We start from the raw sequence: 24,334 nt of genomic DNA on the forward strand, positions 1-24,334 counted from the left end.
CATTGATTTCTCCTAGTCATCATTCAATGGTGGCAAATCCGGATACCCGACGCAAAGTTTGGAGCCGTCATCATAAATTTCGTAAGAGGAGTCGGAATATTCTGCACATCGAGTCCTAATATACCAGGGGCGATATTCCTCGTCATTGGCCAGAACTCGACTATTGTTTTTGCAGATATACTGAACGCCTTTATAGCTTATAAATTGGATGTCCATGCAGGGGGGAGTCTCTGAAGTGTATTCGGTAAGCCTTTCGGCTGGCACGAATTTCCATTCCCAACTGGACGCAACGCCAAATGAAAGGAATTCCTCGGAGAATGTGCACCAGAAATACTCCCCGTCTACCTGAATGACTTCGTTTTTGTTGTCCTTGTCGCAGGAAAGCCCGTAGTATTCAAGGCGCCCTACAGAGTGCCACTTGTTTTCTTCGCAGAGGTAGTAATGCGAAGAAATCCTGAGCGAATCCCCCGTTGTGCAGGAATCGCCCCCGAAGTAATCAATTTCAGAGATGCCTTCCCAACGGCCGTCTTGGCATTGGTAATACCCGTCCCTGAAAATGACTTTTTCCTTTTCATTTTCCTCGATGCAGTCACCGTGTTCGTGGTAGAAATAAGCCTCGAAATCATCCTGCTTTTGGGTGACGAGGGGGATGGTATCTGTCCAGCGGATAGAAATACCATAGCCGTGGCACTTGAACAAATGATCATGATAGACGCGGGATTTGTTGCGCATGGAGTCGTTGCATTCGCCGAACAGGAACTTGATTGCTGTTTTGTCATCAGCCGGAATCCAGTTCATGGCTTTGTCGGAGCAAGCGTATACGGTGTCTCCTGCTTGCGCTATATCCGTGTAGCCGTGATAACAGGGGCCAAAAGCTAAATCCAGGGAGTCCATCGGTTTCCAGAACATGATGGAATCTTTGCGCATGTCGCAGACAAATTGTTGCTGCTTCAGTTTGCTTTGTTCCGTTGCAACCTTAGCTCGTTTTCCGAGGCTGTCGCATGCCGAAAGGCCGTAGCCGTCTTTCCATAAGTTTGAAAAGAAGACGAAACTCGTGCTGTCTGTCTTGATGACATCTGCATAGCGATTAACGAGTACCTCGTCGACAATCATGAGGCTGTCAAAGAATTCGCTGCCGAACGTATTGCGTTCCAATGACTCCGACATCTTTTTGAATGCTCCGGCAAACGCCGAGTCGGAATTGCCGAAACTCGCGAGTAAATAGGGCATAAGGCGCAACGCATCAAACTTAATGCTGTCGGATTCAAAATCTATTCCCTCTTGCCACACCATGCCGAACATCCTGAAAATTTCGCGCGAGGCCTTTTTCTTTGCGTTGCCTAGATAAAAACCTTCGTTTTGAACTAGGTCCTTGACGCGGTTGCTTTCTAGCGCACCGAGCAGGTTAACAGCGGGAGTGGGATAACGACCAAAATCGACATATTCCTCGAATGTCAGCTCCTTTGCATCGGGCGAGTCGCTGCGCGTGCAGGTGAATGTAAGTTTTGCAAAGGTGGTGGGGTACTCGCAGGAATCGGAGGTAAAGGTGTAACCAAGTGAGCCGTTCTTGCTGATGGTGGCCTCAATGACCTCGGCTTCTTCGAGGTTCTGCTTGAGAGCGGTAATGGTGAGCGATTTCGGAATGAGCGGCGCCTCTAGCGAGAATTTTCCCGACAGGGCGGTGAAAACTCCCGACGAATCGCAGGGGACGCTCCCCCTGCTTGAATCGTGGTCCTCGTAATCGGAATAGTCATAGGTATGGTCATAACAGCCCGCAACAAACAGTGCGGTTAAAACAACCGATACCGCAAACCATTTACGACTAAAATGCTCCATCCTAACCCTTTTTTGTGATTCCATTCATCTTTGTAGAATAAGATAATTTATTTACCCTATTCAAACAACATAAAAATGGAAATAGATGATGAAGCGTTTATTTTGAGGGATAACTTGAATTCAAGCGCATCAATCCTTCAAGCACCGAATACTATAGATACCGTACAAATCACAAATCCAAAGGAGTACGTAATCGTCTATTCCGGAGCCTTCCCAACAAGACATGTAATTCGAATTTCTTGAAGAGGTCCAATAACGAGCGCCCCAACTTTGTACAGAGAAAATCCAAGAGCCAGTATCGTCACGTACCGCGCCGCCAGAAGGAAGCACGGTAAATCCCGACTCATTCGTAAAATCCCTTTTGGCTTTCCTCAGCCCACGCTCTTCCATATTATCCCACTTATACGGACTCAAAAGATACTTTGCCACGTAAATCAAATTGCCATCTACTTCAGCACTGTATTTTTCGGCAAAGTAACGTTCCAATTCAACATAGTCGGAATCAGTAGGCATGTGATAACCCGCGGGGCAAATTCCCCTCACATGGTTCTTGTTATCAATGTAGTCTGCCGACAAATCGCAAGCCGAAGAATCCTGCGGGCATTCTTCCAAGGTTTTGCCCACCGCCACATGCCACGGATAAAGCCTTCCGTACACATCGCAATTCAAAGAATCGTTGTTTAAACAATAGCTTGAATCTGTGGCATAGTTCAAGTTTTGCGCCATCCAAACTTGACTACCCAATTTCAAGGTGCGGTACACGTGATTGTCGCGTTCATCAAGCAATTCACCGTATTCCACATCCGGATTCAACAGGCTCACATCCTGGCACTTGTACTTTGTGCAATCATACAGCTTAGAGGGAATCTTTGCCGGTACAAAAAATTCAGACAAAGTATAATCAGAAACAGAATCCTTTCCTATATACAGCTTTGTCAATTCTACGATATTGACATTCTGATATTCATCTTCCACCCTCATGCGAATCTGGTAATAATCCGTATCGCCCCAGTCAAAATCTTTAAGAGTTGTATCCAAGACATTCAGCAAGTAATTAGTCGTATCGCTTTTCAAGATAACGGAATCAGAATAAATCGTCTCGTATTTATCTTTATCATATTCGGCGGCCTCCAAATAAACCTTCGCAATCCTTTCTGCACCGTACACGGGCTGAATCAAGTCAAAAGAGAATTTGAACTGGGTCATGTATTTGTCGCTGACCCTATAAATCGAAGCCTTGTAATCCTTCGGCACATTCACAATTTCTGGAGCACTGTGGTCGACAACGAATGTAGTATCTTTGACCGCTCCAATAAGCCCCTTTCGGACATTCAAATTTTCATCGATGGCCCAAGCCAGTTTTTGATCAATCGTGCTATCTGCACCATCGGTCATCAACAATTTCAGATACATGCTCGTGTCAGGCGCCACAATACCGGAAACCGCCATAAAGCGCAAGGTGTACCGGCCTTCAGGCAACACACCCCAAAGCGAATCCACGGAATACAAAAGCCACGGGGTAAAAGTATCGGGCTTGTAGAATTGCTTTACGGTATCGCCTTTAGAATTCATCAACATCATCTTGTAGATATGCTCGCGGAAACGGCAACCATCGCAAAACACCTCTACATTCTTATGTTCTTCGGTAAAGTCAAGATTCCAAGCAATCTTGTCAAACGTGCGAGTCAATAAAAATACAACATCGTAAGGCTTGCCGTATAATTCCAACACTGCCTTATAATAGCCATCAGCCAGTTTAAACTTTTTGTCCAGTTCTGCCAGGTTATAACTCAGGTGCCATACGCGCGAATTAACCGTATCCTGCACCACCTTCACTTTAAACGAGCCGACTTCCTTGTACGATGCAGGAACACCGAGTGTCCTGTATTTTCCTTCAACGGATTCATCGTAATACAAGGTCCCCGTTTCAAGCTCAATTTTCTTGTCACAGCTAATGGTGTTGACTTTTGCCGTAAAATCAAAATCAAGATCCGCGATATAGGAATCGTTCAAGGGCCAAATCAGACTCAATACAGGAGGCACACTACAAGGAGTCTCGTACACCAACGCACTGCTGCTCGAACTGGATTCGCTGCTGCTCGATTCTTCCGGTGCGCTGGAGCTGTTATCGTCTCCGCATGCGCACAAGCCAACACAAAACGCAATGGTCAGCATGCAATCAAATAAAAAAGAATGATTCTTCATTTTTCCCCTAACATATTGAATTTGTATAAAAATATATAAAAAACGGCCCGGATAATTCCGGGTCGCGATTTATATTCTGGTTTGAGATCCTTCGCCCGTTCAGGGCTCAGGATGACGCCGGAGGCGTCACTTCACGAACGCGCCGTAGATGGCCTTGATGGCCTTCTCGGTATCGGCTTCGTCAACACCGGTGATGATGTTGATCTGCGAAGAACCCTGGTCAATAATGCGGACGTTGACCTTGTTGTCTGCGAGAGCCGTGAAGAGCTTTGCAGCCACACCGATCTTGTTCGTCATGCCATGACCCACGGTAGCGATGAGTGCGATACCCGGGAACACCTTGATACGGTCGGGGCGCATCTGCTGCGTGATGTCTTCGAGAACCACGTCCTGCACGGCGTCGAGAGCCTTGCTATCCACCACGATGCTCATGGAGTCGATGGCGCTCGGGCACAGTTCGTAGGAGAGGCCTTCACTTTCGAGCACGGCGAGCACACGGCGACCGAAACCGACTTCCTTGTTCATCATGGACTTTTCGATGTAGATCATCGAGAAGCCCTTACGGCCGGCAACGCCCGTAATCGGGAGCTTTGCTTCTTCCGGAGTGGGGCCGATGATGGTACCCGGATCCTGCGGGCGGTTCGTGTTGCGGATATTGATAGGAATCTTCTTGGCGCGGCACGGAGCGATAGATTCGTCGTGGAGCACAGAAGCGCCGGAATAAGCGAGTTCGCGGATTTCGCGGTAGCTCACGTATTCAATCGGCAGCGGATTTTCGACGATGCGCGGGTCAGCCATGAGCATGCCCGAAACGTCGGTCCAGTTTTCATACTTGGCAGCATCAATGCCATTGGCAAGGATAGCGCCCGTGATGTCGGAACCGCCACGGCTGAAGGTCTTGACTTCGCCACGGAGGTTGCTACCATAAAAGCCCGGCAGCACGTAAAGCTGGTTTTCGTCGGACAAGGTCTTCGCGATGTCTTCGTAAGTCTTCGGCGTAATGCGATACTTGTCGTCGAAGGTGATCAGCGGGAAGGTGTCCACGAAGTTTGCACCCAGGTACTTGGCCATGAGGCGGGCGCAAAGGAATTCGCCGCGGCTCACCAAGAAGTCGGTGCTGATGGTTTCAGGATGGTTCTTGAGCTTGTCTTCGAGGCTGTCGAGATCTTCGGAAAGCTTGTCGCCGAGGCCCAGGTCCTTGCAGATTTCGTCGTAGCGCTGGCGGATCAGGTTCCACGGGGTCGAAAAGTCGAGACCCTTGCTAGCGAGGTCATAGGTGCTGTAGAGGAGGTCGGTAAGCTTGGTTTCCTTAGGATTGCGCTTGCCGGGGGCGGAAACGACGATGACCTTACGGTTCTTGTCGGATTCAACGATGGCCTTGATCTTCTTGAACTGGCCTGCATCGGCGACAGAGCTGCCGCCGAACTTACATACGATTCTTTGACTCATTTTTTCCTTTTGGGCCACCAAACCTCTCAGCTTCGAGCGCAATCGCTTTCCTCGCGACCGTCGTGCCCAAGCCTACCCATCTGGCCAGCCACTTTTGGTTTACGGCGCCCTCTAAAAATTCATTTTCAAAAATTTGGCTGCGACTCATCGTGCAGTTTCGTCTCTCGAAGTGGTAAAGACTTCCAGTATTCACCACTTCTCGTTCCTGCCTGCACTCGGTCTCGCTCAAATTTTCTTCATCAAAGCAATTTTTAGCGGTCGCCTTTGTGTCTATGTCTGCGACGGTGTTTTTTACCGTTGCGAGCGCAAAGATAAAAATTTTGAATTTTTGTTGCAAGGGGGAGGTCTCCCCCTCGGTGGCACGTTGTTGCCACCTACCCCCTCTGCGGGAGCACCCGCAACGCCCCGTTATGTAAAATTCTGGGCGCGAATGTAAAATATTCGCACTGTCGCTCACAAAAGCCTCAAAAAAAGCGTGTATAGTAAGAGGCTTTATGAACAGACACGAATCCATGTTACGTATCGCGGCAAGCTCCGACATCTCGGTGCTCTTGCTGGGGGAATCGGGCAGCGGCAAAGAGGTTGCCGCCCGCTTCGTGCACGCTCACAGCAAGCGGGCGGGCGGGCCCTTTATCGCCCTCAATTGCGGGGCGATTGCGAAGGGACTCACCGAAAGCATTCTAGAAGGCCACCGCAAGGGGGCATTCACCGGCGCCTCCGAGGAGCGCCTGGGAGTGGTCCGCTCAGCGGAACACGGCACGCTGTTTCTAGATGAAATTGGCGAGATGCCGTTTGAAACCCAGTGCAAGCTGTTGCGCATTCTGCAAGAGCGCTCCGTAATGCCACTCGGCAGCTGCGACCCCCTGCCTGTAGACTTCCGCCTGATTTGCGCCACCAACCGCAACTTGCGCGCCGAGGTGCATGCAGGCCGATTCCGCGAAGACCTTTACTTTAGACTAAATGTGTTCCCCGTAAAAATCCCGCCACTTAGGGAGCGCGAAGACTTTGCCGCAATCGCTCAAGAAATCTGGAAAGAAATCGCCGACCACAATCCGCTTAATGCAAGCGAAATCACATTGCTTTCCAAGCGCAAATGGCCTGGCAACGTACGCCAACTCAAGAATGTACTGCAGCGCTATTCGCTTTTAAAGCCCTACGACATCACCCTGCCTAAGCTACTCGACGAAGAATTTTTCGAGCCAATATTCAGCAGCAGCGTCGCCGAACCGACCAGACTTTACAACGTAAAATCCAGACGCATCACCGAAACGCCCGAATGGGAATTAATTTATTCGGAACTTTCCAAGAACAACGGCAACAGGAGCATCACCGCACAAAAACTAGGCATCAGCCGCGGCTGCCTAAATTACCATATTAAGAAACACCAGAGCTAAAAAACTTGGTGATTAATTAGAATCGAATTCCAAGCGTCAGGTAATGATACCCGCCGTCAAAGGCCTTCTTGGGGCTGTAGGCGTAGTCGAAATGCGCCATACCGATGGCAACACCAAGGCCCGCACTGATTCCGTCTTCGGTGTCGGGGCGCGCCGCGTAACCCATACGGAATGCGAGCATTTCAGCGTAAGTCAGTTCGCCCCCGAATCGCCACTCGGGGTCAGCCATGTCGGCGCGGCGGTAAGCGTCGGCAGACATATGCAAATTCCACTGGCTTTCCAAATTAAAGAGTTTTGAAATCGGCAAGATTCCTGTAATGCCTGCCTGCAAAGCCATCGGGGCGGTTTCGCTTTCGCCATCGTAGTCGCCCATGTAGCCAAAATTCGTAAGCGTCGCGCCAAAGGCAAAGTATTCATTCACATGGTAGGCGCCACCGATGTCGCCCAAGAACGCAAGCGCCGATTCGTCATCAATGGTCTGCTGGCACAAGCGTGCCGACAGCGCCCAGTTGAAAACCTTGCTGCGGTTACCGAGGCCCGCCTGCAATGACCAAGCGTAGGCACCATAATCCGACGTCTTAAAGCCTTCTTCGTCGCGGCCTTCAATACCATCGTAACCCAAAAATTCAAAACCAGCCGACACCGTGAGCGGGAATTTCCAGAACTCAAACGGAAGCGCGAAATACGCCGTCGTAAAATCGTCAGCCGTCATTTCCGGGAAAATAACATGGTTTATGCCCGCCTCGGCTTCTTGAACAGTTGCCATGGCCAGCGGGTTACGCGAAATTTCAGAAGCATTCGCCGCATCGGCAACACCCGCACCCGAAAGGCCGGCAGTCCTAGCCGAAGCATGCATCGAAAGATACTTCATCGATACCCCGCCGGCATCTACATTCCAATGCTCCCCGGCAAAAGCAAGGGAACATGCAACAAGACTTATAGCGAGGATCTTCTTATTCATGCCCTACAAGATACAAAATTTCAGGATTATTTATTCATCAATCGCTTTAAACAGGTTTCTCATACACTAGAAAATATTGTACTTATTGTTGCCATCCCAGCTGCGGGTATTGCCATAGCGCCAATGGATCATGTTGTATAAAGTAAAAACCCCGCGAACTTTCGCGGGGTTTTCAGCTAAACTTAAGGTCGATTATTCCACATCGCAACCGGCGCTCGGATTCTGCCAGCCGTTTTCCGGAGGAGCTTCGCCCGCCTTCCAGCAATGGAGCGTATCGAGCACGTCTCCTTCCTTGAAAGTGGACCAGTCCGTCACCTTCTTGAAGTTGTTTTCTAGAGAGGTGTTGTATCGGCTCATGTAATGGTCAATCAAGTACTGCGGGCATTCCACTTCTTCGATGTAGTAGGTCGGATTGTCTGCGGCCATGTACCAGTCGGCAAACCAGTGGCAACCGCGCAACAGGTTCGGGAGGCCGGCATCGCCGAAGGCCGCATCGCACATACCCTTGATACAAGTCTGGTATTCAACGAGAGTAGCGTCGTAGCCGAGCTGGTTCTGACATTCGGTCAAGAATCCGCCAAAGCCTGCACCCCAGTTAAAGTCGCTGCCTTTTTTCACCTGAGTTGTAAGAGCGTCAAAGGCGCCCACGCCACCGCCCGGAACCATCAAGTCGAACTGACCCGCCGGAAGATTAGGATTGCCGCCAGCCACATCCATACCGATGTTAGAGGCCATCACGATCATGTGCTTGCCCTTGAGAGCCTTGTGGGTTTCCCTGGGCGGGTTGTTTTCCATCTCGTTCGCGAAATGGCCATCGTACTGCAGGTGATAGCACTTGCCGCACTTGCTGTCGGCAGTGCCCGCAACGTATGCATAAGAAAGCGTGTCGTTCACGGCAATAGGCGCCATGTCGGTGCAGGTGAACACGCCCTTTTCCTTTTCGTCGCCGCAAGCGCTTCGGGTTCCGTTGTAACCGAACCAGGCCTTCGATACGTCACCCAAGGTAAAGGTAGGGACTTCGACATCGTGGATGTTGCAGTTACGCGCAGTGCCAAAGTCGGCAAGGAACGCCTCGTTGGAAGACGTATCTGCACGAGTTGTATCGTTAGAGCTTTCCTTAAGCCAAGAGCAATGCGGTTTGCAGGCATCCCAATAACGGGTATTCCAGCCGCGCTTTGCCGTAGCGCTAATGTCCTTGGTGTATTCGGCCGGAGGCGCACCGTAAGATTCAAGGGTCGGGAACCCGTCGGGGCCAAGTTCCGGGTTCGTATTTCCGGAACTGCTGCTGACCACAGGGTCAGTGCCCGTGCTCGACGTCGGATTCGTCGGATCAGTCGGGTTCGTGCCGCCTGCAGACGATGTCGGATCCGTAATGCCAGCGCTAGAATTCGGGTTCGTGCCACCCGCAGAAGATGTCGGGTTCTGCACATTGCCAGGATCCTGCGTGTTGCCCGGATTGCTCGGGTCAGTCACGCTACCCGAAGAATACGGATTGTCGACACCTGCACCCGGGTCCAAAATCGGATCGGTGGCGTTGTTCGAAGTGGCATCGTCACCGCAAGCGCAAATCATAGCGACAGCACTTGCAGCAATCAGACTCTTGAATAACTTACGATTCATAAAACCTCTTACAGTGCGCAAGACTAGTAAGTCTTGGCCTTGTCAGCAGCCAACTGTTCCGGATTGCAGTATTCGCCCTGTGCATTGGGAGTTTTGCTGCAAGCATCCGTAGTGATAAAGTCACCGCCCTGGTATTTGGACCAGTCAGACTGGAACAAGATCTTGGTTTCAATAGAAGTGCTGATGGTGGTAGAATACTTGTCAATCAAGTACTGCGGGCATTCGACTTCTTCCCACTGGTAGGTCGGATTGTCGGCAGCCATAAACCAATCGGCAAACCAGTGGCAACCACGAAGCAGGTTCGGATAGTTGGAGTCGCCAAAGGCAGCATCACACATTTCCTTGACGCAGGTCTGGTAGCAATCCAGCGATCCATCGTAACCGCACTTGTCGTTGTTCTGGCAGTAAGTCAAGAAGCCGCCATAAGTAGCGCCCCATTCAATGCCGGGCTTGGTAATCTGAAGCTGCAAGGCATTAAAGATACCTGGACCACCGCCCGGTACCATCAAGTCAAACTGACCAGGCTTCACGTCATGACCAATGTTAGATGCCATCACGATGATATGCTTGCCCTTAAGAGCCTTGTGTGTTGCCTTGGCGCCATTGCTCTCACTAGCATCATGGAAGGAACCGTCATACTGCAAATGGAAACATTTACCGCACGAAGTTGTCGCATCGCTACCGGCAACGAAGGCGTATGCCAAAGTATCATTTACAGCCACAGGAGCCATGTCGGTACAAGTGAAACCACCACCAGATGCGGGGTCCGCTTCCTGACATGCGTTCGGGGTATTCTGGATACCTACCCAATAACGTTCCAGGCCCTTGCTATAAGTGAACGTCGGAATTTCAATATCGTGAATATTGCAAACACGGGCCGTGTAGTGGCTGGCCTCGTATTCTGCCTGAGTATTAATTTTAGGCTTGCCTTCTTCACCATCGGTACTCGTCTGAGAGCAGTGGGGCTTACAGGCATCCCAATAACGGGTATTCCAGCCGCTAGTACCATTGCCAAGAATGTTCTTGAGTGTAGGCACAGGATACAGCTTGATATCTTCTTCGGGGTTGCCAGTCGTCTTGGCCGGTTCTGCGTTGCTAGAGCTGCTTTCGACAGGTTCAATGCCCGCGCTAGAAGTCGGGTCGGTCGGATTCGTGCCACCTGCAGAAGATGTCGGATCGGTCGGGTTCGTACCGCCCGCAGACGACGTCGGATCAGTCGGGTTTGTGCCGGCCGAAGAAGTCGGATTTGTGGGATCGGTAGGATCGGTCGGATTAGTCGTAACAGAAGACGAGCTGAACTTTTCGATGGTACCCGTTTGCGGGTCAACAGTTGCATTTGCTTCGCAAGCGGTCAGGGCTGCAATATCAACACCCGTTGCAATCGGCGCACCATTCAAATCCATAATGACACCGGCGTCAAAATAGCCAATCGGCTGGCCAGCCGCATTCGTCACATTGCCATCGGCATAAATGACCAAATCAGCGCTACCCGTGTTAAAGATCCATGCCGTAGACGTTACGACAGCCTTTGCACAAGCGTTATCGGCAATCGGGGTTACGGGACTGCTCGAAGCGGAATCGTCGCCGCAAGCGCAAATCATGGCGACCGCACCGGCCGCGATCATCGTCTTGAATAGTTTTTGCTTCATACATCCTCTTATTGTTTTTTCAGTTCTAAAAATAAATTCTGTAGCCCGATTTTCAAAGCAAAATCAAGTTACTAAATCATTATATGTTCCCTAAATGTACACAAAGCCCCGAAATATGAGAACTGCGTCACGCAAAATTACTCGGGGCTTTGACGACTATTCCGAGCAGGCTGTTTTTCAGCCTGCCCTCCATAGTCGCATAACGCAAAAAAAGGCCGCACTTGCGTGCAAGCCTTTAAATTTCTCTTGTTGCGGGAGGACTAGTCTCTGAACTTCACCTGCTTGGTGCCCTTCACGACTTCACCAATCTGCACCCACTTTTCGCCCTTGGCTTCGAGATGAGCGGTGACTTCGGCCTTGTCCTTCGGGTCGATGAAGATGAGCATGCCCATACCCATGTTGAAGGTAGAGTACATTTCGTCCTTTTCGACAGAGCCAGCCTGCTGGATCAGCTTGAAGATCATCGGAGGATCCCACGTGGTGCGATCGATAATCACGTCGACATCGTCCGGGAGGATTCGCGGGATGTTGCCCTGGTAGCCAGAACCGGTAATGTGGGCGAGGCCCTGGATAATCTTCTTGTTGCAAAGGTCAATCAGGCTCGGATAGTAGCTGCGGTGCGGCACGGCGAGAGCTTCGCCGATGGACTTGTCCATGCCATCGACCATGGTGTCAACCTTGTAACCGGCCACGTCGAAGAGCACCTTACGAGCCAAAGAATAACCATTTGTATGCAAACCGGTAGAAGGCAGGCCAAGGATAATGGTACCCGGCTTGATCTTCTTGCCGTCAATGATGTTTTCGCGTTCCACGACACCCACGATGGTGCCGGAAATATCGTAGTCGCCCGGACCGTAGAAGCCCGGCATTTCAGCCGTTTCGCCACCGATCAACACGAGGTCGTTTTCGCGGCAAGCCTTGGCCATACCGGCAACGAGCTTGTCCATGACACCCGGTTCCAGGCGGCCAGTAGCCACGTAGTCCAAGAAGAACAGCGGACGTGCACCCTGAACGAGAATATCGTCGCAGCAGTGGTTCACGATGTCTTGACCCGGGAGTTCGTGCGTGCCCATTTCAATGTCGACCTTGAGCTTGGTGCCCACGCCATCAACGGAACTCACGAGGACGGGGTCCTTCATGCCGAGATGGTTCAGCGTGAACAGGCCACCGAAGTTGCCCACGTCACCGAGAACGCCTTGGTTGAATGTAGTACGTACGGATTTCTTGACACCGACCATTGCCTCGTCGGCACGTGCCAAGGACACTCCTGCGTCTGCGTAATTCATCTTTTATCCTTTTGCCCAAGTCTTGGGCACGTGTTAGCCCTTAGTGGGCATTTTGTTTTTCATCAATATTTCTGAGCGCATCCAAAATCAGGCTCGTAGTATCGGACATCTGGTTGATGTTCACGATATCGGGCATCAAGTGCGTGTCAAGCTTGAAGAGCGTTTCGTCGCCCCAAGACAACATTTTTTCAAGAGCATCTGGGCCTGCCAGTTTGCCACACTTGGCACAGCAGATTCGGCCGTCCTGGAATGCGATAAAGCCCTTTTCGCCATTGCATTCGAACAAGACCGTTCCCGTCACGCGGCTCTTTTCCATAGTTTGCGCAAAATCAATAAAGGGGAGCACCTTTGCAGAAGCCAAAAGCGAAAGTCTTTCGAATTCATCGAACGCCTTGTTCTTGGCGCGCAGGCGGTCAGCGACCACCTTGTAAAGGTACACCATAATGTTCGGGTTCTTGTCCAGAAACTTCACGAATTCGTCGCGCGGAATGTGGAGCACCGTGGCACCATCTTCGCTCGCGATAACCGTATTACTCGTGGGTTCGTTACAGATAATGGACATTTCACCAAAGCATGCACCCGCATCAAGCAGGGCCAGCGTATTGTAATGGCCATCGGCCAAAATCTGACCGCAAATAAAAGCTCGACCACTTTGCAACACGCAGAACGAATCCCCGACAGAACCACCGTTAATAATGATTTCCCCCGGCTCGTACTCGCGGATCTGCGCATTCAAAAGCAAATAGTCTGCGCAGTCTCTGGGCACCTGCTGCAAAAAAGGCGTCCCAAGTTCATAGTTGGCTGCAATCCAGTCACCAATACCAGTATGAGTCTTCATGCCTTAAAAGATAAAAATATTGTGGTACCAGTCAAAACCTTTTTGGCTAGAATCAGCCCCATTTGTAGAGTTTTGTATACACGAACGCAAATTTGTAAGCGTTTCGGCAGGATACGCGACTGCAGACTCGAAAAAATCGTTCCCGCCACCGGCTCCCTTGATACCGTCGTTCTGGTACACGCGTTTTTCCTTGAACGCACGGATAAACTTGACGCGCGGTTCTGCCGCAATCAGGTCTTCGGGAGTCGCGAACATTCCCGGATTCACCCACACGTCGGCACTGTCTGCCACCTGCAAGATTTCTTCGAGGCTAAACTGCAATTCCTGATTGGTGTCCGCGGCCCACAAGTAGCAACCGCCCGCATCTTTGATAAGGCGCGCAGTAAAGCTGTTGCCGCCCGGCGCATGCCATACGCCACCGTAGCTCATGCCTACTAACACGCGGGGGCAAGCCTCCCCCTCGCTCGCACGTTGTTGCTCGCTACCCCCTCTAGCGGGGGACACCCCCACAACGCCCCCGTTGGTAGCCTGCAAATACAAACTTTTACTTTGTTCAAAAACAGAATCCGCGAGAGATTCTACGCCAAACAGGCGCCCAAACAGCTTAATCCATTCGGCCTTCGCAAGCGGTGTCCGTTCCTGCCATTCCGACGTAAGCATCAGCGAAAGCCCGATGGCGCCAATACGCTCGTAGTCGTCCATGCCGCCGCCAGTCGCAAAGTCGAACACCAAGTCCGGCTTTGCCGCCATCAGCTTTTCGAGCGAAAGCGTAGGCCCGTTTCCGACCTCGGCCACCTCGCCCGCAGCGACGCGCGCATACACCACGCTATCGACCAAGTACTTGCCTTCGCCCACCGCCACAATGCGGTCACGGAGCCCGAGGCGCAGCATATAGCCCACCTGTGCCGACGAAAGCGCCACCACGCGCTTGAGTGGCTCGCCCAGCTTAAAGCGCTTGATTAGGGTATCGCGACCCACAATCGAGCGGATTTCGGCGTAATCTTCGCCACAAAGCTTGCCGATTTTAAGGTTTTCGCTAAATTCCAGCGCCGGAAGTTCACCGCAATCGGCCAAATTTTTTTCGCTTTCAGCCTCGTTTTTGCACCCCGACAGCCCAAAGGCCGAAAATGCCATAAAAAGCCCGAAGGTGGCACTCAAGACCATTTTTCCACAAAAATTCAACATTCAAACTCCTAAAAAAGCACGTAAATCGTTGATTTTTAACGTCTTATGAAAATTTCTAATGCAATTTTCGTAAACATAATGTATTTTATAGCCTAGATATTATTATCAACGGAATCTTTTATGAAAACAAAGATAGCCTCTTTTTTGAGCATTGTTGCTCTCAGCTTGCTCACCCTCGCCACCGGCTCCTTTGCCGAAGAAGAAGAAGGGTTTTACGAAAAGGACCACGTCCGTGGGTTCATTTCGGTTGGCGCGGACTACCGCGGCATGCGTAGGGAATTCCAGCGCTATGTGAACAACACGGCGCTTGCCGACTACGGCCACCTGGCCGAAACTCCCGTCGAAAACTCCGAAGGTGGCGTCGACACCTTGCTGGTCGAATACTACGGGAACCCCGGCTACAAGAAGTTCAGCGACTGGTACTTGGGTATGCACGTGAACATCGGTGCCCAATACAAACAGTTCCTGACTTGGTTCGACCTCAACTTCATGGCACCGCAGGTATCCAAGCGTCCTGCATCTGGCTATACGCCGGTGGACGAAAACGGAAACGAAAGCCCCAAGAGCTATCCGCTTTATGACGTGGAATGGTTCGCCTATGGCGCCGACTGGATGTTCGGTTGGAAGCTCTTTGGCGAAAACGCTCCGATCAACCTGATTCCTTCTGTGGGCTTCGGTTTCAACTTGATCAACTTCCACTTCGCCTCTAACTTCTCTGTTTCCGAAAAGGGCAACATCGAAAACAACGATATCATGCGCGACCGCTTCTACAGCACGTTCGCCACCACAGTCAACTCCGAAATCGAACTCCGTATCGAACTCGGTCGCTTGGCTCTGGGCGCCTACCTCGGCTACCGCTTTGTGCGCTACAACGACCTTTCTATCGAAGACTTCGGTATCAACTACGGTCCGTACGGCACCGACAACGTCGGCGACACGTACTTCCTGGGCGTCCGCGCCACCTGGTACTTCCTGTCTAAATGGGAAAAGAAGCAAGCGGATAAGTTATAAGACCGCAAAGTCCCTATAGTCAACATGAAAATGTGACTGGACTTTGCTCTCACAAAAGCGTGCAAAACGAGTGTCGCAAAATTATGCTTGCATAATTTTATGACCGAGTGAAGCCGCGGACGCTGAAAGCGTCAACCACGCCTCGTTAATACGAGGCGTTTGTTGTTCACGGAGACCGCTCGACTCTATCGCATTTATGAAAATCGCCCTCGGTTAAAAGCCGAGGGCTTTTTTGTTAATTAAGGCGGCGAGGCGCGTGAGGATCGCGCCCCACCGCCACCTTTGGTCGAGGGTTACGCCCTTTGCTGAACGGGTGTTCGCATTGAAAGAAAAATCCGCGAGGCGCCTTTGAATTCAGGTCGTTATCCAGAATCTTTTCCATGGCCACGTAATGGGCGCAACTGCGCCTAAGGCACGAATCTGTTTTCCAGCGCACGTAGCTTTTCGCCTTCGGGTAGACAAAATCCCAGCCGAGCACAAGTGTGGGAATGCCCATGAGCCTTAGTCTGTCAGGGAGTGGCGCATACTCGCCCTGCGTGCTTAAAAGCACCACGGCATCGAGCTTGCGGTACATAGCAAACAACAAGGCGTCTTCCATGAGTAACAGGTTCGGGCCCACACAGCCCGCCTCTGCTGGATTGTTGAAATGCACGCTGTAGCCGGCCTGTTCCAGCACATGTTCTAGCTTGAGCACGCCTTCGCAATCGCGAGCGAACACATGCGGGTCGCGGTACGGGTGGTAATAGTGCGACTCCATTTGCAGTTCGCGGAACTTGTCGCCTTCAAAATAGCGGATTGCCTGCGATTCCACCCAAAGCCTTAGGCTCCGAAAATCCAAGCACGAATGGAACCGGTGAACGTTGCGGTAATAATCGTTCACCTTTTTTAGAGTGAAACCATCTAGGAAAAATCCTATGCGGAGCGGTTGCGGCATAATACCTCCATAAAAAAGACGTGCCTTTTACTAACACGCTTTTTTTAGGGGCTTTGTATACCGTTTTGATGTTAAATTTTCTATACAAAGTATCACGCAACATTTTGCGCGATAAACTTGCGTCGATAAAACCTTAAAGCAGCTTTTTCTTCTTCAGGTCGTCCATGAGCGAGCCCGGCATCCAGTCCTTGAGTTCCTCGAATTTCGGGTCATCCAAAGTTTTGCGCCAGGCTTCGGCCTTAGCCTTGTCGCCCTTGTCGCTATAAATGCGAATCAAGTTCAGCGCCGAGCACCAGTAACGAATGCTCTTGCCCGTGCGCTTTAAATAGTCGGCGGCGCTACGCTCGTAAATGTCGGCAGCCTCGGTATACTTCTTGAGGCGGTAAAGCATGTCGGCCTTGATCTGCAGCATGACCGGGTGATTCGGCGCGCGCTTGAGGCCGCGTTCGGCAAGACTCAGGCCCGTCGCAAAGTCTTCCTTGTCGTAATGCATCCAGATGAGCGGAGTCAGAAACAGCGGCCAGAATCGTTCGGACTTTTGCGATGCGCTGTCGAGAGTAGCCAGATAAAGCTCGCGATTGTCCGACTTGAACGGCACCCAGCTAAAGCTCTTGTCTATGTAATAAGCGTAAATGGCAAAGAAGGCGCGTGCCTCGAGTTCCTTGGAATCTTCGAATGCCTTAGCCGCAGAGCGCGTGGTCATTGCCCCTTTGACTGAATGCCCCGTCTCGCCCTGCACGAAACCCATCTCAAAACGGCGCAAGGCATCCCAGAGTCCCGTGGTCTTGCAGTTTTCCAGGTACTTGCCCGCCCTGAACAAAGCCGAAGTGTCGCCCTTGTCGTCGTAAGCGCTGATTCGCACAATGTTTTCAAGCACGCAGCCCACACCATCGTTTTCAGCACGGAGTTTCTTGGAATATTCCAAAGCATCGCCATAACGCAGGGCCATAGTCGCAGAAGTCGCCTTGGACCAGAGTTCCGCCTGGTTCTTGGGGAGTGAAAGCGTCAGAGGTTCTTCGGCAAAACAGAGGGCGGCCAAAGCAAAAAGGGCAAAAAATATCGTGTTCAAAAATCGCATTGGTGCAAATTTAGAAAATATGGCAACCCGTGAAACACCCCAAATCTGTTGATAAACTATGGATAAAAAGACTCAATTCACTATTTATCCACAAGGGAAATGTTCATTTTTGCGAATTTCAAAAACTTATTTTCCTTATTTTTTACTCCAAATTGGAATATCCGTTTTGGCCCCTATTCCGGGGTGAAAGTGGCCTCAGCAGGCACCCGTTAATCCATTGATAGACAACAATTTAAGGTCCGCCGTTTTGGACAAATGTACTGTTTTTTCGAAAAATTCGCCAAAATTAGGAAATTGTTTCTTAAATCTTACATACCTTTTTGACTATTGCCTGAACACGCAAAATTATCTATAACTAGCATAGGTGATAAACAACTTATCAACATATAAACAACAATTTCACAATAAAAAAGGGTAAAACCGGGAATAACACGCGACGGAGGTCTTATGAAGCTTTTCCATAAAACATCTGCATTGTCATTCTACATGATCCATTCCGGCTTCTTGGCATTCAAGACCCGCGTCAAAGAAGAACTCGACGCAGCCGGTGGCGGAAACCTGGACGACCTTTTGGACGACGACAGCCTGCATGCCTACTACCGCAACGGAGACTCGCCGGATTATGTCGCCGCCTCGCTCTGGAACCCGGCTATCGAAGAAGACTAGCCCACCCCAAGCGTTTCACTCTCTCCCTCCTAGATGAAAAAAATTCCCGCAGTGTGCCTACTGCGGGAATTTTTTGATATCTATTCTAAGTTCTAAGCTCTACCAACTAAACTCTATTTCGCCGGGCAGCCTTCGACGGTTTCGAACTTGCCCTTGTTCACGGTCACGATCTTGGTGTTCATGTTCATGCCGCGCTTGAACTTGATTTCGCCGTACACGCCCTGGAAGTTTGCGGTGTAGTTGATCAGGTTCGTGAGGCTGTTGGGGTTCTTGGCCATGGAGCTGAACACGATGTTTGCAGCGTCGTAGCTGAGTCCGCTCACCCTGTCTTCGCCGGGTTCTGCCCCCCAACGTTCCTTGAAGTCGCTCACGAACTTCTTGAGGCCGTCATTGTTGCCGCCCATATCCATGGCGGGCACGCTAAAGTAGGAACTGTCGACCTGGCGCTTGCCCTGAATCAAGAGTTCGCGGCCATACCAGCCAGAGGCGCCGAGCAGCACGCCCGAAATCTTGTTGAAGGCCACCTGGCCAGCCATGAGGCCAGCGTCACCCGGGTTGGTTGCCGGAATGAAGATGCCCGGAATGTTGAACGTGGAGTCCTGCATGTAGAAGCGGCGTTCCTTGGCGTTCACAGCGTCGAGGTCAGATGCCCCGCGAGCAATGTTCTGGCGGCGGTTGAGCTGCTTGAAGCGCACGTCACGCAACAGGCTGAATTCGGTCTTGTAGTCGGGGCGGCCTTCTTCATAGTTGCGGAAGGCGATTACGGAGGCACCGCGGCGTTCGACGGCGGTGGTAAAGCTCTGCGACATCGAGGCGCCATAGCCACCGAGCGGGCTTAAGATGGCGTATTCGCGGATGTTCAGGCACTTGGTCGCGAAATCGGCGATGCTTTTCGCCAAGTTATCCATGGTGATGTTCACCTGGAAAATGTTCGGGCCCATCTTGGCGATACCGTCGTCGGTAGCCGTCGGGGTGAGCATCGGGATATTCTGGAAGTTGCTGCCGAGCCAGGCGGCTACGGTCGCGGCCGGGGCACTCATGATGGGGCCGATGATGGCCACAATGCTATCCTGGTTAATGGCCTGCTGGGTACGCAGGAGCGCCTGGGCGGCGTCAGCACGGGTGTCGGACACGCGCAGGTTCACCTTGCCCTGGAGTCCGGCCTTTTCGTGGGCGAGAATCACGCCCTGAATAGCCGCCGCACCAAATTCGGCGTAGTCGCCCGAAAGGGGGGCGAGCACCAAGACCGTCGGCATACCGGCGCCGCGGTCTTCCAAGGATTCAAGTCCCTTCTCGGCGGTGTTGGAGAGGTTTTCGGCTACCCCGCCTGCAACCACCTTCTTGTACCAGTAACGGGCGGCCTTGTAGCGCTTGGAATTCTGGCATTCACGGCCGATCTGCAGCTGCATCCAGCCCACAATGTCCTTGTCGACCGGGTATTTTTCCAAAAGGGCCTGCAACTGTTCAGCCGTCAAAAGCGAAGCGGCCAGCGTCTGAATGGCGACTTCCTTGGTGCGACTACGGGCGGCCGGGTTCTTGGAGTAGGCCAGAATGCGGAGCATGGATTCGACACCTTCGTAAACGCTACCCTTTTCAACCATCACGATGGCATGCGCCAGTTCCATGCGTTCACGGTAGACCGTGTTCACGTAGTATTCCAGGAAGCGAGAAGAAAGCTTCAAGGCTTCGTCGCGCTTGTGTTCACGCAAGTAGCATTCGGCAAGCATCACAGAAGCCTTTTCGCCAGCGGGCTTACGGAAGCTCGACTTGTAGACCTTCTGGAGCGGGGCGATTGCCTCGGCACACTGGCCGTTCTGGATTAAATTCTTTGCCTCACGAATTTCGTCTTGGGCAAAAGCGGTAGCGGCAAGCATTGCCACCAAAGCAAAGGGTAAAAGACGTTTCATACTAGGATTCCGCAGCGGCTTGAACCACGTCGTGTTCTTTCTTGATTTGTTTTTGGAGAGATTCAGGCAATTTCGCCCAGTCCATGACATCGACCCGGAACGGGAGTCCGCTATCGACAAAAGCCTTTTCAACAGCGGTCATCGCCTCGAAAGAAAGGGGACTTTCTGAAATAACCACCAATTCCAGTTCTGTATCGGGAGTAAGGTCTACTCCAGTGACACGGGCTCCATGCGCCCATACTTCGAGCCCTTCGAAATGGAGGGCCAAGATCCTCTGGACCTTTTCCAAATGATCTGATTCAATACATAAAGCCATACGGGGTCAAATATAGCTAAACTCAAAAAAAGTTTTGCTATTATTGAAACATGATTGCCTTTCTATTTATACTGCTTATAGGCCTTGCACTCGTTTATATTAACGTCAGTAGCGTTGCAAAAGGTAAAACTGGTAAAATTATTGGCGGTGCTACGCTGTTCGTGCTCTTTTTGGGCATGTTGTTGCGCTCTACGCTAATAGGAAGTTACATTGTCGCTTTTTTTGCAGTCTGGCTTCCAAACTCCCTTATTCTTTATATACCCTGGACTCTTTATCGAGTTGTATATTATTTTACGCAGCCGCATCACCTGAGCCGCCACCTGGTACGCCGCGTGGGTCGTTACCTGCTTGGAATCACATGCGCCTTTACGTTCATGTTCATTGGCTATGGCATGCAACAAAACGACGATTACAAAACGAACTTGCTCACTATCGATTTGCCGAGCCAGTATACCGAAAACTTCACCGCGATATTCTTTAGCGACATTCATGTAGACCCGCTGTTCAAGGCCCAAAAGCTTGAACGCTTTATTGCACAAGTCGATTCCATTAAGCCCGATTACTTATTATTCGGTGGAGACTTGGCCGATATTTCGACCGAAAAAATGGATCGCATGGGATACGATACTTTGTTCAAAAAACTGACCGCCGGAGCGAAAGTGGCGGCAGTCGCCATCAACGGAAATCACGAAGCGTTCATGGCGAGCTCGGGCAACAACCCCGAAGAATGGATGCGCAAGGTGGGCTTCGTGGTGCTCGACGATTCTACCGCATGCCTGGGCGACGTCTGCTTTACGGGCCGCACCGACTTTACGGTTGCACGCAGCAGGGACGCCGAACGCAAGCCGCTTAGCGAACTCATTCCCGATTCTATAAAGATCGTGGAACACGTAAAAGATACTACGGATTCTCTCGCAGATTCTACAAGGACGGTTGTCGCGCAAGATTCGACCATGGATACCGTTGCCGCCGCCCCTGCAATTACTTACGATACGATTCCGCTTTACCGCCCCTGGATTCTCTTGGACCATCAGCCCAAGGGAATCGAGAAAACGCATGTCGGCAGGCTCCCGGACTTTGCCCTTTCGGGCCACACGCATGACGGCCAGTTCTTCCCCGTGACTGTCATTATCGACTTCGTGTGGAAACTCGCCTACGGCAAGGGCGCACTCAGCGGAGTCCTTTGGCTCGTGAGTTCCGGCTTTGATTGCTGGGGTCCGCCTGTACGCCTAGGAAGCGATTCCGAAATCTGGGTGATTAAATTCAAGGCGAAAGAAAACGCCAGCGAACCGCAAGAAAACTAACCGAGAATTAGATTTTAATAGAAAAAGTGGTCAAAAATTTTGACCACTTGTTTTTTTAGAATAAAATTGTTAGATTACGCCTGGTCAGTTTTGTCGAACCTAGCGTGTTCTTCAATCTGATGATTTTTATATGGCTTTTTAGATGGACTGCAAAATCGGTCCCTTCCCTTTAAATTAAAAGCACTGGAAGTGCAGCAACCGGGCTGAGTTTTTTTTGAAAACTCGGTCTTAAACCGATTTTCTCTATCGAGAAAGGAATATCATGGTGCAGAACCGTAAAAAGAGTATTGAGCAGGCGATTGAGGCTAAAAAGGCCGAGTTGATGAAACAGACTTTCTTCGACCCGACTTTCGATGCAACGTTCAAGAAAATCTTCAAGAAACCCGAGAACCTCATCCATTTCCTAAACGCAGTCCTGCATTTGGAAGGCGAGCAGCAAATTGCTCATATCGTTCGTCTCAAACCTACCGTTGGGCTGGAGGCCCACTCCAACAAAAAGAAGCCTAAGATCGTACGCTTCGACATTCATGCACGCACCGCCGGCAACGAATTTATCGACGTGGAAATCCAGCGTGCGGTACAGGAAGATTTTCTAGACCGCATCGAACTTTATTCTGCCATGCTCTCGGTCAACGCCAAACTTGCCCTCATTAATGAGGCTTCCAAAAAACAGTTGAAAGAACACCCTTACCTAATGCCAAGGGTATATTCCATCTGGATTTGCAAATTTAACGTGGACTTCTGCAAGCACTATCGCGAAGAGCTTGCCCTTTACAGGGCCTCTGATGTTGGAAAGTCCAAAGCCTTGCCCATCTACCCCAAAAAAAGATATATTGTGATTGACTTGACCAAGTACATTCCGAAAAAGGACAATTCGCCCGAAAACGAATGGATAAGGCTCTTCAAGACGATGCCGCTCATAAAGCGGGCGCCAAAATGCAAGGACGAAATCATCGCCGAAGTTTACGAATGTATGAGAATCGACACGTCAACGGACGAATTTATCACGGAGGTCGCAACGAATATGATTGACAGAGACGAATACAACGCATGCATAAGCTACGCCCGTCGCATAGGCCGCGAAGAAGGTGAAGCAAAAGCAAATAATAAAAATGCGGCACGAGACAAGAAAATCGAGAAATTTCTCCGTTCAAAAGGTGTTTCACCTAAAATTCTTGCTGCAGCCCTTGCAATTAAATAGCTTTTGAAGCTGGACATGGCATTCGTAAGTATTGGACAAAAATACGGCTTTGAAAGTGCCGGAGACTATTTCCGCAAACAAATTGCCGACGCCGAAGAAAGAGCAGAAAAAGCTCGTGACGAAGGAAAAGCTGAAGGCGAAACCAAAGGTCACGCCGACGCAATCAATGTGTTTGCAAACTTGGGTGTTTCTCCGGAAAAAATTGCCGAGGCCAAAGCTAGGCTTGACGCGTTAAGTTCCTCGCAATCAAAGTGATTTTATTCCAGAAAAGGCTCCCGTGAGGGAGCCTTTCAAATTATTTCAAAACTTTGTTGTAGACGGCGATTTGGCGCTGAATGATTCCGTCCCAGGTGAAGCATTCGGCGATGCGCTTCTGGGAGCCCGCGAGTAGTCGCTTTACAAGTTCCGGGTCGGCGGCGAGGCGCTTGTAGGCGTTTGCTAGGGCCTCGGGGTCTTTTTCGGGAACGAGGATTCCCGTTTCGCCGTCAATAACAACGTCCGGGATTCCGCCCACATTGCTTGCCACAATCGGGAGGCCGAGTTCCATGGCCTCAATCAGCACGACGCCGAGGCCTTCGGTGTCGCCCTTGCTGTCGACAATCGCCGGGAGCGTGAAGACATTAGCAGTCTTGTATTCGTTGGCGAGCGCTTCGGGCGAAAGTTTGCCGGTAAAGATGATTTCAGCGGAATTCGGGGTCGCAGACTCCGAAGCCAGTTTCTTCAATTCTTCAGTCAAATCGCCGACACCGACAATGCGAATTTCGAACTGATCACGTGGCAAGTACTTGGCCGCTTCAATCAAGTAGCAAATGCCCTTGCGTTCAATGTGGCGGCCGACGAACAAGATTTTGAACTTGCCCTGGACGGGATGCGGTTCGGCGTTCCCCGTCCCCGTCTCTAAAGTTGTGCCATACGGGCTCCACTCGACATCGACATTGCGGAGGGCCTTGATTTTGCTGGCGGTAAAGCTCGAGTTCGCAAACACGGCCTGCGCCTGGCCGATTGCAAATTTAAGGAGCGGGCGAACCCATTTCTTTTTGCGGATGAGCAGAAGTTCAGCCCCGTGGAAATTCAGCACCAGCGGGATTCTGAACAACTTAGCGGCACCGAGCGCGATGTAGGCATGCGGGAACGGCCAATGAGCATGAATCACATCAGGCTTAAACTTACGGCAAATCTTAATGCACTTGAAGAACCCGCTGATGATATAGGGAATCGCCAAAAGCTGGAGCCAGGGCTTATTCGCCATCTTGCTGGGAGCGCCTTCTTCATGCGTCAAAAATTCCCAACTTGCAGGCGCATAGCGGAATCGATTAACCTTGACGCCATCGATTTCGTGGCTCTTTAAGCCCTTGTATGCGGGCGCCAAAACCTGAATATCGAGGCCAGCCTTTTTGAGGTGCGCAATCGAGGTACGCAACCAAGGGACTTCGGCGTCTTCATGGAAACGCGGATAAACCGAACCAATGACAAGTACTTTAGAAACAGCCATAA

21 protein-coding genes are annotated in these 24,334 nt (G+C 50.9%); 6 read left to right on the top strand and 15 right to left on the bottom strand.

Annotated elements, in window-relative coordinates; translation table 11 throughout:
- Window positions 1-12: 12 nt before the first annotated feature.
- The 4 genes from QOL41_RS13610 to QOL41_RS13625 form a co-directional block, all read right to left on the bottom strand.
- On the bottom strand, window positions 13-1,836 hold the full coding sequence (locus tag QOL41_RS13610) for a hypothetical protein (protein ID WP_283430198.1): 1,824 nt from the start codon (window positions 1,834-1,836) through the stop codon (window positions 13-15).
- A 129-nt stretch (window positions 1,837-1,965) separates the two neighbouring features.
- Entirely contained in the window at window positions 1,966-4,041 is a 2,076-nt protein-coding gene (locus tag QOL41_RS13615) for an FISUMP domain-containing protein (protein ID WP_283430199.1), read from the bottom strand.
- Window positions 4,042-4,167: 126 nt separating this feature from the next.
- Window positions 4,168-5,490 carry an aspartate kinase gene (locus QOL41_RS13620; protein WP_088628924.1) on the bottom strand — a complete coding sequence of 441 codons (1,323 nt, stop codon included), beginning with the start codon at window positions 5,488-5,490 and terminating at the stop codon, window positions 4,168-4,170.
- Complete coding sequence (locus tag QOL41_RS13625; RefSeq protein ID WP_283430200.1) at window positions 5,468-5,827, bottom strand: hypothetical protein; 360 nt, start codon at window positions 5,825-5,827, stop codon at window positions 5,468-5,470. Before QOL41_RS13625 ends, QOL41_RS13620 begins: the two co-directional genes overlap by 23 nt.
- Before the next feature lie 157 nt (window positions 5,828-5,984).
- Here QOL41_RS13625 and QOL41_RS13630 point away from each other — a divergent pair, with 157 nt between their 5' ends.
- Window positions 5,985-6,884: a sigma 54-interacting transcriptional regulator gene (locus tag QOL41_RS13630; protein WP_283430201.1), complete on the top strand. Its 900-nt coding sequence runs from the start codon at window positions 5,985-5,987 to the stop codon at window positions 6,882-6,884.
- A 16-nt stretch (window positions 6,885-6,900) separates the two neighbouring features.
- Here the strand turns inward: QOL41_RS13630 and QOL41_RS13635 are convergent, their stop codons facing one another.
- The 6 genes from QOL41_RS13635 to QOL41_RS13660 form a co-directional block, all read right to left on the bottom strand.
- Window positions 6,901-7,845 (bottom strand): PorV/PorQ family protein, encoded by a 945-nt coding sequence (locus QOL41_RS13635; RefSeq protein ID WP_283430202.1) that lies wholly within the window; start codon window positions 7,843-7,845, stop codon window positions 6,901-6,903.
- A 192-nt stretch (window positions 7,846-8,037) separates the two neighbouring features.
- Window positions 8,038-9,465 (bottom strand): glycosyl hydrolase family 5, encoded by a 1,428-nt coding sequence (locus QOL41_RS13640; protein ID WP_283430203.1) that lies wholly within the window; start codon window positions 9,463-9,465, stop codon window positions 8,038-8,040.
- 23 nt (window positions 9,466-9,488) lie between these two features.
- On the bottom strand, window positions 9,489-11,114 hold the full coding sequence (locus QOL41_RS13645; protein ID WP_283430204.1) for a glycosyl hydrolase family 5: 1,626 nt from the start codon (window positions 11,112-11,114) through the stop codon (window positions 9,489-9,491).
- Window positions 11,115-11,374: 260 nt separating this feature from the next.
- Entirely contained in the window at window positions 11,375-12,400 is a 1,026-nt protein-coding gene (gene purM / locus QOL41_RS13650) for a phosphoribosylformylglycinamidine cyclo-ligase (RefSeq protein WP_163438478.1), read from the bottom strand.
- A 40-nt stretch (window positions 12,401-12,440) separates the two neighbouring features.
- Complete coding sequence (locus QOL41_RS13655; RefSeq protein ID WP_173654537.1) at window positions 12,441-13,238, bottom strand: cyclic nucleotide-binding domain-containing protein; 798 nt, start codon at window positions 13,236-13,238, stop codon at window positions 12,441-12,443.
- Between the two features lie 3 nt (window positions 13,239-13,241).
- Window positions 13,242-14,423 carry an ABC transporter substrate-binding protein gene (locus QOL41_RS13660; protein ID WP_283430205.1) on the bottom strand — a complete coding sequence of 394 codons (1,182 nt, stop codon included), beginning with the start codon at window positions 14,421-14,423 and terminating at the stop codon, window positions 13,242-13,244.
- 120 nt (window positions 14,424-14,543) lie between these two features.
- Here QOL41_RS13660 and QOL41_RS13665 point away from each other — a divergent pair, with 120 nt between their 5' ends.
- Window positions 14,544-15,434, top strand: coding sequence for a hypothetical protein (locus QOL41_RS13665; RefSeq protein ID WP_283430206.1), 891 nt, complete (start codon window positions 14,544-14,546; stop codon window positions 15,432-15,434).
- 235 nt (window positions 15,435-15,669) lie between these two features.
- On the opposite strand, the gene QOL41_RS13670 is transcribed toward QOL41_RS13665, so the two are convergent.
- Together QOL41_RS13670 and QOL41_RS13675 are read right to left on the bottom strand one after the other, a co-directional pair.
- The gene (locus QOL41_RS13670; protein ID WP_173654534.1) at window positions 15,670-16,368 is read right to left on the bottom strand and encodes an NYN domain-containing protein; all 699 of its coding nucleotides are present in this window, start codon (window positions 16,366-16,368) and stop codon (window positions 15,670-15,672) included.
- Window positions 16,369-16,501: 133 nt separating this feature from the next.
- Window positions 16,502-17,446, bottom strand: coding sequence for a tetratricopeptide repeat protein (locus QOL41_RS13675; protein WP_283430207.1), 945 nt, complete (start codon window positions 17,444-17,446; stop codon window positions 16,502-16,504).
- 447 nt (window positions 17,447-17,893) lie between these two features.
- Between QOL41_RS13675 and QOL41_RS13680 the strand changes: the two genes are divergently transcribed.
- Window positions 17,894-18,112 (top strand): hypothetical protein, encoded by a 219-nt coding sequence (locus QOL41_RS13680; RefSeq protein WP_173654533.1) that lies wholly within the window; start codon window positions 17,894-17,896, stop codon window positions 18,110-18,112.
- 113 nt (window positions 18,113-18,225) lie between these two features.
- On the opposite strand, the gene QOL41_RS13685 is transcribed toward QOL41_RS13680, so the two are convergent.
- Entirely contained in the window at window positions 18,226-20,019 is a 1,794-nt protein-coding gene (locus tag QOL41_RS13685) for a penicillin-binding protein activator (protein ID WP_283430208.1), read from the bottom strand.
- 1 nt (window position 20,020) lies between these two features.
- Window positions 20,021-20,335: a nucleotidyltransferase domain-containing protein gene (locus QOL41_RS13690; RefSeq protein WP_163438485.1), complete on the bottom strand. Its 315-nt coding sequence runs from the start codon at window positions 20,333-20,335 to the stop codon at window positions 20,021-20,023.
- A gap of 50 nt (window positions 20,336-20,385) precedes the next feature.
- On the opposite strand from QOL41_RS13690, the gene QOL41_RS13695 reads away from it, so the two are divergent.
- From QOL41_RS13695 to QOL41_RS13705, 3 genes are all read left to right on the top strand, one after another.
- Entirely contained in the window at window positions 20,386-21,639 is a 1,254-nt protein-coding gene (locus QOL41_RS13695) for a metallophosphoesterase (protein ID WP_283430209.1), read from the top strand.
- 262 nt (window positions 21,640-21,901) lie between these two features.
- Window positions 21,902-22,840 (top strand): PD-(D/E)XK nuclease family transposase, encoded by a 939-nt coding sequence (locus QOL41_RS13700; RefSeq protein WP_283430210.1) that lies wholly within the window; start codon window positions 21,902-21,904, stop codon window positions 22,838-22,840.
- Window positions 22,841-22,855: 15 nt separating this feature from the next.
- Window positions 22,856-23,095 carry a hypothetical protein gene (locus QOL41_RS13705; protein WP_283430211.1) on the top strand — a complete coding sequence of 80 codons (240 nt, stop codon included), beginning with the start codon at window positions 22,856-22,858 and terminating at the stop codon, window positions 23,093-23,095.
- A 40-nt stretch (window positions 23,096-23,135) separates the two neighbouring features.
- Here the strand turns inward: QOL41_RS13705 and QOL41_RS13710 are convergent, their stop codons facing one another.
- A complete protein-coding gene (locus QOL41_RS13710; RefSeq protein WP_283430212.1) occupies window positions 23,136-24,332 on the bottom strand; it encodes a glycosyltransferase in 1,197 nt (398 codons plus the stop codon).
- Window positions 24,333-24,334 lie beyond the last annotated feature (2 nt).

This window comes from Fibrobacter sp. UWB10, assembly GCF_900182935.1.
GTDB lineage: Bacteria > Fibrobacterota > Fibrobacteria > Fibrobacterales > Fibrobacteraceae > Fibrobacter > Fibrobacter succinogenes_O.